General features: G+C 65.5%; 9 protein-coding genes. 5 read left to right on the top strand and 4 right to left on the bottom strand.

The window, feature by feature from the left end:
- The 4 genes from VN047_RS07355 to dmeF form a co-directional block, all read right to left on the bottom strand.
- Window positions 1-965, bottom strand: a 965-nt coding sequence (locus VN047_RS07355; protein WP_325541476.1) for a cell wall hydrolase, incomplete at its 3' end; no start/stop codon positions are given.
- A 142-nt stretch (window positions 966-1107) separates the two neighbouring features.
- Window positions 1108-1890, bottom strand: coding sequence for a hypothetical protein (locus VN047_RS07350; protein WP_325541475.1), 783 nt, complete (start codon window positions 1888-1890; stop codon window positions 1108-1110).
- A 117-nt stretch (window positions 1891-2007) separates the two neighbouring features.
- Window positions 2008-2832 (bottom strand): ABC transporter ATP-binding protein, encoded by an 825-nt coding sequence (locus VN047_RS07345; RefSeq protein WP_325541474.1) that lies wholly within the window; start codon window positions 2830-2832, stop codon window positions 2008-2010.
- A gap of 96 nt (window positions 2833-2928) precedes the next feature.
- A complete protein-coding gene (gene dmeF / locus VN047_RS07340; protein WP_325541473.1) occupies window positions 2929-3852 on the bottom strand; it encodes a CDF family Co(II)/Ni(II) efflux transporter DmeF in 924 nt (307 codons plus the stop codon).
- Window positions 3853-4172: 320 nt separating this feature from the next.
- On the opposite strand from dmeF, the gene VN047_RS07335 reads away from it, so the two are divergent.
- The 5 genes from VN047_RS07335 to VN047_RS07315 form a co-directional block, all read left to right on the top strand.
- Window positions 4173-5054: an OmpA family protein gene (locus tag VN047_RS07335; protein WP_325541472.1), complete on the top strand. Its 882-nt coding sequence runs from the start codon at window positions 4173-4175 to the stop codon at window positions 5052-5054.
- 275 nt (window positions 5055-5329) lie between these two features.
- Entirely contained in the window at window positions 5330-5875 is a 546-nt protein-coding gene (gene rimP, locus VN047_RS07330) for a ribosome maturation protein RimP (protein WP_325541471.1), read from the top strand.
- Window positions 5875-7512, top strand: coding sequence for a transcription termination factor NusA (gene nusA / locus VN047_RS07325; RefSeq protein WP_325541470.1), 1638 nt, complete (start codon window positions 5875-5877; stop codon window positions 7510-7512). The genes rimP and nusA overlap by 1 nt, the downstream gene beginning before the upstream one ends.
- Entirely contained in the window at window positions 7493-8263 is a 771-nt protein-coding gene (locus tag VN047_RS07320) for a DUF448 domain-containing protein (protein ID WP_325541469.1), read from the top strand. Before nusA ends, VN047_RS07320 begins: the two co-directional genes overlap by 20 nt.
- A 17-nt stretch (window positions 8264-8280) precedes the next feature.
- A partial coding sequence (locus VN047_RS07315; RefSeq protein WP_325541468.1) for a translation initiation factor IF-2 associated domain-containing protein occupies window positions 8281-8496 on the top strand: 216 nt, incomplete at its 3' end.

Raw genomic sequence — 8496 nt, 5'->3', positions numbered from 1 at the left:
AGCGGTGCGGCGGGGCCCGTGAGCACGGGAACGGGACCGGCGCCGGGCGCGACGCCCTGGCCTTTCAGGATTGCCAGCTGCTGCGCGAGCGGCAGATAGGGGCCGGGTACCGGCTCGCGGCCGAGATAAGGCGCGCGGAAGGCGTCGGGCATCCCCCAGCGTCCGCGCCAGCGGTGAAAGATATGCGCGCCGACGATGTTGGTCATCACCAGGCTCTTGCCCCAGCGCGGCCAGATCGCCTGCGTGTGGTAATGGGTCGCGAGCCCGACCTTCGGGAAGACATAGCCGCCGAGCGCGGCGGAAGCGATGCGGCTCGCGCGCAGCCAGTTGGGCTTGCTCGGTGCGCGCGCCATCGCGCCATCGCAGCTGAAGGTGAACTGGCACACGCCCGCACGCTGTGACCCCTGGAAGACGACGCCGCATACCGTGTTGGGGAAGCTGGGATGGCGGACGCGGTTGATCACCGTCTGCGCAACGCCGCGCATCCCGTCGTCGGTCTCGGACGCGGCCTCGTAATAGATGGCGGCGGTCAGGCAATAATGCGCGCGTTCGCGATCGAGCGCCGTGACGCCGCGGAAAACATATGGCTTGGCCGGCGGCCCGACGAACGCTTCATCGCGCAGCAGCGCGGGGTCGGTGGGGGGCATCGCGGCGGCGTCGCTGTAACCTATGCTTGCCGGGTCGGGCAGCGTCGGGTCGATCTTCAGCGCCGCGGCATAATCATCGGCATTCATGATCGCCCACCGCGTGGGATCATAAGCCTTGAAGTCGAGCGGGACCGAGACGCTGTACGGGCCGAAGACCGCGGGCGGGCGCATCTGGCCGCTCGACAGAAGGAAGGCGAGGCACGCCGTCGCAACCACCGCGGCGATCGCCGCCCAGAAGGCACGACCGGGCCCCGCCGGCTTTGGCGGCGGTGGATCGCGCCACGTCGAGCGGGCGGTCAAGGCGAGTTCGGGCTTCATCTGCGCATCAAAATTCCGTCACCCCGACCGACGCCGATTCGCGCAGGCGGGGTGGCGCTGACCCCTTATACGCTGAAACGCCAACAAAATGTTGCACGCGGGTACCGGTTGTTTCGCTGCGGAACGGCGAACCGCGCCGGATTTAATTTTGCTCGCACCGGAAAAGCTGCCGTATGGCACCCTGTTCGGGCTTCAACTGACGCCAGTCGATCCGGTTTTCGTCGGTCGACAGGGTAAGCTCTTCGGTCGACGTCCAATCCTCGCCGCCCCCCGAATTGCGCGCGTCGACGGCGATGCGCGCGAGGCCGCCGACACTGGCGACGCGTTCGGCAAGCATCTCGCCTTCGGCCTGATGCAACCCGCGTTCGTCGATCGTCAGCATTTCAAGCGGACTGGCGGCGCAGGCGCCGCGCGATGCGGCCCATCGTCCATGAAATGCGGCGGGGATGCCGCCAGCCGGCATCGGCAGCTCGGCCTCGGCCGCTTCGGAGTCGTCGGCGGGCTCGCCGTCGGACGTCGAAACGAACAGGGTCAGCCGCCCGTCCTTCGCCCGCTTCACTGCGACGAGCAGCGGATAGGTGCCGTTTACGACATGCCCGCGCGCCTGATCGTCGGTGAATTCGATCGCCGCCTTCGCGATCGCCGCGCGATGCGCCCTGTCGGCGAAATAGTCGTCGGCGCTGTCGCCGGGCTGCAGGACGCCGCGGACATCGACGTTGTAACGGTCCTGCTGCAATATCGCGGCCGGGTCCGACAGCTTTGCGCCGCTACTGCTGACCCGGTCGTCGGCGCCGATCATCGCGCCATATTCGGCTACATATTCGAAATCGCCGGCGGTCTGCGCCTGCGCGGCCGGTGCCGCCGAGATACCGAGACCGACCGCGACGGCGAGCCGGGACAGTTTCGCGATTATAGCAAATTTCATTGATTCTTCCTTGGCTTGTCATTTCTGCGTCGGGAATAGGCTCGAAACGACCCGGCGTCGCTTCGCATGGTGCCGGCAGGTGGTCTGTGATCATCGGCATAACGACGCCAGCGGCGGTCAGTCGACGATGTCGGCGTGGAACCACTCGCCGCGGGGGGTCACCTCGATCGGCAGACCGAACAGGCGGGTGAGCGCGTCGCCGGTCAGCAGCGTTTCCTTGTCGCCATCCTGTTCGACCCGGCCTTCGCGCAGCATCACGATGCGCGATATTTCGGGCAGAATTTCCTCGATATGGTGCGTGATGAGCAGCAGCGTGGTGCCGCCGCGCGCGACGGCGCGCAGCATGTCGAGGAAATGATGCCGCGCGGCGGGGTCGAGCCCCGCGCACGGTTCGTCGAGGAGGAGCGCGCGCGGGCGATGCGCGAGCGCGCGGGCGATCAGTATGCGGCGGGCCTCGCCGGTCGACAGGCTCGCGATGCTGCGGCCGATCAGATGGGTCGCGCCGACCTCTTCGATCGCGGCGCGCGAGACGTCGACCATCTCCTGCGTATAGTCCTGATGCGCCCACAGACCGCGCGAGGCGAAGAAGCCCGAGACGACGCAGTCGAGCACTTCGAGCGGCGGTTCGGCGTCGAAATCGAGCTGCATCGTCGAGGAAACGATACCGAGCAGCTTGCGAAGGTCGAAAACGTTCCAGTTGTCCTGCCCGAAGATCCGCACCGTGCCGCCGTAAAGCGGATAGATCTGGCGCGTGATCAGCTTGACCAGCGTCGATTTCCCCGATCCGTTGGCGCCGAGGATGGCGGTATTCTCGCCGCCATGCAGGGTGAGGGCGGGCAGGTCGAGGATGCAGGTATCGTCGGCCATCACGCGGGCGTTGGCGAGGCTGAGCAGGTCGTCCGCGGCGGGCGCGATGCGGGGGGAGGTGTGGGTGGCGGCCATCGTCGGGCTTTCGTTGTTGGACCGCCGCGCGTTGCCGGAAAAGGGCGCCGCGGGCAACCGCCGTGCGCGTCCGGGATCAGGCCCGGGCGCCTGACCCTAGCGAACCTCGACCGTCAGATGTTCGATCGCGTGTACCGGCGCGAGGCGCTGGCAAATGGTTTCGCGGGTCGCGCCGACGACGCTGACGATGGCCGAGTGGGCGCCCGGGCCGACGCGCCAGACATGGAGGTCGGCGATCTTCGCATCGCCGGGGTCCTCGACGAGCGCGCGAATCCGGGCTTCGAGCTTCGCGTCGGTCGCATCGAGCAACACCGCGCCGGTGTCGCGCATCAACGACCATGACCAGACCGCGATTACCGCCGCTCCGACAACGCCCATCGCGGGGTCGAGCCACGTCCAGCCGAGATATCGTCCGCCGAGCAAGGCCGCGATCGCGAGCACCGAGGTCAGCGCGTCGGCGATGACGTGGAGATATGCCGAACGGAGATTATTGTCCTGCTCGTGCGAATGATCATCGTGCGAATGATCGTGATCCTGGCCGTGGTCGTGGCCGTGATCGTGGCCATGACCGAGTAGCAAGGCGCTCGCGACATTCACCCCGAGCCCGATCATCGCGACGACCGTCGCTTCGCCAAAGGCGACGGGGCTGGGATCGAACAGGCGCGTCAGCGATTCATAGGCGATGCCGAGCGCGAATATCCCGAGGACGAGCGCCGAGGCGAAGCCCGCGAGATCGCCGACCTTGCCGGTCCCGAAGCTGTAGCGGCCGCTCGTCGCATGGCGCTTGGCATAGCGATAGGCGAGGGCGGCGATGCCGAGTGCGCCGGCGTGCGTTGCCATATGAAAACCGTCGGCGAGCAGCGCCATCGAGTTGAAGGCGAGGCCTGCCGCTATCTCGGCAACCATCATTGCGGCGGTGAGCAGCACGACCCAGAGCGTCCGGCGCGCATTCGCGTCGTGCCGCTTGCCGAGATACACATGGCTGTGCGTCAGCGCGTCGATTTCGCTGTCGAGGGACATGTCTGCTGCCTATCCGATGAAAAAAGAATGGCAAGCGTCTGTTGCGGCGAGCGGGCAAGGACGCAACTTCGTTCCCGATCGCGGCCCATATGTTTTGAAAAGTCGGCTGCCATCCGGGGCAATACCGCCCGAATTCGGTCGCCGGAAAGCTGCAAATGCAAAAAATTACGCTTTTGCGACACAGTCTTATCGGTTCGTCGCACGAAACGCGCGACGAGCCGCGCAACTTTCGACATTGCCGCGAGTATTCATGTGCCAGAATGGACCACGTGAATATGCGGGCTCATCTGCGGGGGCGGCTGGTTTTGAAGGAGTAGAGTATGGGTGCCGTTTCCAAAAGTCCTAGAATATTGTTGCTGCTGGCGATGCTTGCCGGGACAGCAACGGGCAGCCTCGCTGCCCAGCAGCAGCCGGAGGGGTCCGAAGGTGACGTTATGGCAACCGTCGTTGCCGAGCTGCCCTCGCCCGAACAGATGACCAAGGGCCCCAAGGTCGAAGGCATCATCTCCGCGCGCAGCGATGGCCGGATGCAGGTTACGACCGCCGACGGCAACAACACGGCGATCGCGATCGCCGACTACACCAAGATCAAGAGCAGCGGCGGGTTCCTGGGCCTCGATCGCGACAAGCTTGCCGCGAATTCGCTGCTCAACGGCCTGCCTGTCTCTGTCGATACGTTGCAGTGGGACGGCGGGCTCGTCGCAAGCCAGGTCGATCTCAAGAGCAAGGATCTCCGGACCGCCTCGATGATCCGGACCGGAACCGACCAGCGCTTCGCCGAACAGACGGCAGCTACCGAGGCGCTACGCGGCCGTGTGGGCGATATCGATCAGTATAATATCAAGGGCACGACCAACGTGAACTTCGACACCGGCAAGGCAGTGCTGTCCGAGCAGGCGAAAGCCGATCTCTGCACCGCGGCGACCACCGCCGACGGGATGGACAACGCCCTGTTGCTTGTCGTTGGCTATACCGATTCCACGGGAAGCCAGGAGCTGAATCAGGTGCTCAGCGAAAAGCGCGCTGCGCGCGTCGTCAACCATCTTCAGCAGGCTTGCGGCTGGAAACCCTATCGCATGCTGACGCCCACCGGGATGGCTGAAGCCGACCCGGCGGCAGATAATACGACACCCGAGGGCAAGGCGCAGAACCGCCGCGTCGCGGTGAATATCATGGTCAGCAAGGGCCTCGACGGCCTCTAAGAAGAATGTCCGGGGTGGACTTTAACCATCCCGGACGTCCCCGTGGGGAGCGCCGACGCGTTCCCGGCTGCGTTTCCCTTTCCGGCTTCCGGCCACGGCCGCCGATGTGCCGGCGTGGTCACCTGATCCCCTGAGCATTCTCCCCTTGCCGACTCATGCGGCGAAGCCTATATGCGGCCTACTTCTTGACATGGTTAGCCAGTTGGGACGTCGGGGCCGCGGGCCGCGGCGGCTATACCCACATGCTTTCCGGTCATCCGGTTTGGGAACATGGCTTGGTCGATCTCGACACCCTTAATGCGATTATCGCGCCCGAAGCCGAGGCAATGGGCCTCGCGCTCGTGCGCGTCGCCTTCTTTGGCGGCGAAAGCGATCCGACGCTGCAGGTGATGGCCGAGCGGCCCGATACGCGCCAGCTGACGATCGATGATTGCGCCGACCTGTCGCGCCGCATCTCGGACCGGCTCGATGCGCTTGAGGAGGCGGGCAGGGACCCGATCGACCAGGCGTACCGGCTCGAAGTGTCGTCGCCGGGTATCGACCGGCCGCTGACGCGGCCCGCCGACTTCGCCGACTGGGCGGGGCACGAGGCGAAGATCGCGCTCAGGGAAAAGCGCGACGGGCGCCAGCGCTTCAACGGCGAGCTGATAGGCATCGACGGCGATGTCGTCACGATTTCGGATAAGGAAGGGGTGGAACACAAGCTGCCGTTCGACGCGATCGACACGGCGAAGCTCGTTCTCACCGACAAATTGATTGCCGCAACCGTCCCGCTTTCGATCGAAGGCGCCGACGAAATGGAAGAAGAAGGACAGGACTGATGGCCACTGCCATTTCCGCCAACAAGGCCGAGCTGCTCGCGATTGCCAATTCGGTCGCCAGCGAGAAGATGATCGACAAGGGCATCGTCATCGAGGCCATCGAGGAAGCGATCCAGCGCGCGGCGCGCGCGCGCTACGGCGCCGAGAACGACATTCGTGCGAAACTCGACGCCCAGACCGGCGACCTGCGCTTGTGGCGCGTCGTCGAAGTCGTCGAGGCGGTCGAGGATTATTTCAAGCAGGTCGACCTCGCCGCCGGCCAGAAATTGCAGAAGGATGCCAAGATCGGCGACTTCATCGTCGATCCGCTGCCCGCGGTCGATCTTGGCCGCATCGACGCCCAGTCGGCGAAGCAGGTCATCTTCCAGAAGGTCCGCGAAGCCGACCGCGAGCGCCAGTATGAAGAGTTCAAGGATCGCGCGAGCGAGATCATCACCGGTGTCGTGAAGTCGGTCGAATTCGGCCACATCGTCGTCAACCTCGGCCGCGCCGAGGGCGTGATTCGCCGCGACCAGCAGATCCCGCGCGAACTGATGCGCGTCGGCGATCGCGTCCGCGCGCTGATCCTGTCGGTGCGCCGCGAAAACCGCGGTCCGCAGATTTTTCTCAGCCGTGCGCACCCCGACTTCATGAAGAAGCTGTTTGCGCAGGAAGTGCCCGAAATCTACGACGGCATCATCGAGATCAAGGCGGCTGCCCGCGACCCGGGTTCGCGCGCGAAGATCGGCGTGATCAGCTATGACGGCAGCATCGATCCCGTCGGTGCCTGCGTCGGCATGAAGGGCAGCCGCGTGCAGGCGGTCGTGCAGGAAATGCAGGGCGAAAAGATCGACATCATTCCCTGGTCCGAGGATACCGCGACCTTCGTCGTCAACGCGCTTCAGCCCGCAACCGTCCAGCGTGTCGTCATCGACGAGGATGACAGCCGCATCGAAGTCGTCGTCCCCGACGACCAGTTGTCGCTCGCCATCGGCCGCCGCGGCCAGAATGTCCGTCTCGCCAGCCAGCTCACCGGCAGCCAGATCGACATCATGACCGAAGCCGACGCCAGCGAGAAACGCCAGCGCGAATTCGTCGAACGCTCGACGATGTTCCAGGAAGAGCTCGACGTCGATGAAACGCTCGCGCAGCTCCTCGTCGCCGAGGGTTTCGGCGAACTCGAAGAAGTCGCCTATGTCGGCATCGACGAACTCGCGAGCATCGAAGGATTCGACGAGGAACTGGCGCAGGAGCTGCAGAGCCGCGCCGCCGAAGGGCTTGAGCGCCGCGAGGAAGCGTCGCGCGCGCAACGCCGTGAACTCGGCGTCGAGGATGCGCTCGCCGACATTCCGCACCTGACCGAAGCGATGCTCGTCGTGCTCGGCAAGGCCGGGATCAAGACGCTCGATGATCTTGCCGATCTTGCGACCGACGAACTGATCGCGAAGAAGCGCACCGACAACCGCCGCGGCCCGCCGCGCAGCGAACGCGCCGAGGACAAGGGCGGCGTGCTGGGCGAATATGGTCTGAGCGAAGAGCAGGGCAACGAGATCATCATGGCGGCACGCGCGCACTGGTTCGACGACGAGCCGGCGGCAGAGGCTGAACAAGCTGCGCCGCAAGCCGGGGAGGCCGCCGATGCGGACCCCGCGCAATGATCAGCTGACCGAAACCGACCGCGCAAAGGGGCGCGGCCAGCATGTGCCCGAGCGGCGCTGCGTCGTAACCGGCGAGGTTTCGCCGGCGGAGCAGCTCGTGCGCCTGGCGCTCGGCCCCGATAACAGCATCGCCGCCGACGTCCATGGCAAGGCGCCGGGGCGCGGCGCGTGGATCGGCGTCAATCGCGCCGACCTCGAAACTGCCCGCGCAAAAGGCAAGCTGAAGGGCGGGCTTTCACGCGCGCTTCACGAAGGCAATATCGCCATTCCCGACGATCTCGGTGAGCGGATCGAGGCGCAGCTTATGCGCGCGACACTCGACCGGCTCGGGCTCGAATCGCGTTCGGGCACGCTGATCAGCGGCAATGAAAAGATCGAGCAGGCGGCGCGCCGAGGACAGGTTCGCCTGCTCTTGCATGCGAGCGACGCGGGCGAGGATGGCCGCAAGAAACTCGCGCAGGCCTGGCGCGTCGGCGAGGACGATGAAGGCTCCGGACGCGAGGGCCAGGTCTTGCCGGTGGACCGCGGCACCCTATCTATGGCATTAGGACGCGAGAATGCGGTGCATCTGGCGATTACAGACGCCCGCGCCGCCGACCGTGTGCTGGCGCATTTGAGCCGCTGGCAGTTTTTCACAGGATGGAGTAGGGACGCGACCAATCGCGATTCCGACCCGCATGCCCCGCCGCCCGCCGGCGAGGAAAAAATTGGGGCGGCGCCGGACGGCACCGCCGCTTCGGATGCGTTTTGAAGGAATGATGGTTTTCGATGAGTGACGAACAGGACAAACCGACCCTTACCCGCAAGCCTCTGGGGCTGAAGCGGACGGTCGAGGCCGGACAGGTGCAGCAGCAATTCAGCCACGGGCGCCGGAATACGGTGGTGGTCGAGGTGAAGCGTCGCCGCGTGCTCGGTCGTCCGGGCGAAGCCGCGCCGGTCGAGGCCGAAGAGGTCGAGGCCGCTCCGGCGCCCGCTCCCGTCGCA

The sequence above is a fragment of the Sphingopyxis sp. genome (genome assembly GCF_035565275.1).
GTDB lineage: Bacteria > Pseudomonadota > Alphaproteobacteria > Sphingomonadales > Sphingomonadaceae > Sphingopyxis.
The sequence above is the reverse complement of the archived record's forward strand: the minus strand, read 5'-3'. Positions and strand labels throughout refer to the sequence as shown.

Coding starts and splice junctions, on each gene's coding strand:
- VN047_RS07345 (WP_325541474.1), bottom strand. CDS start 2,832: ATGGCCGCCACCCACACCTCCCCCCGCATCGCGCCCGCCGCGGACGAC.
- nusA (WP_325541470.1), top strand. CDS start 5,875: ATGGCCACTGCCATTTCCGCCAACAAGGCCGAGCTGCTCGCGATTGCC.
- VN047_RS07320 (WP_325541469.1), top strand. CDS start 7,493: ATGCGGACCCCGCGCAATGATCAGCTGACCGAAACCGACCGCGCAAAG.
- VN047_RS07350 (WP_325541475.1), bottom strand. CDS start 1,890: ATGAAATTTGCTATAATCGCGAAACTGTCCCGGCTCGCCGTCGCGGTC.
- VN047_RS07335 (WP_325541472.1), top strand. CDS start 4,173: ATGGGTGCCGTTTCCAAAAGTCCTAGAATATTGTTGCTGCTGGCGATG.
- dmeF (WP_325541473.1), bottom strand. CDS start 3,852: ATGTCCCTCGACAGCGAAATCGACGCGCTGACGCACAGCCATGTGTAT.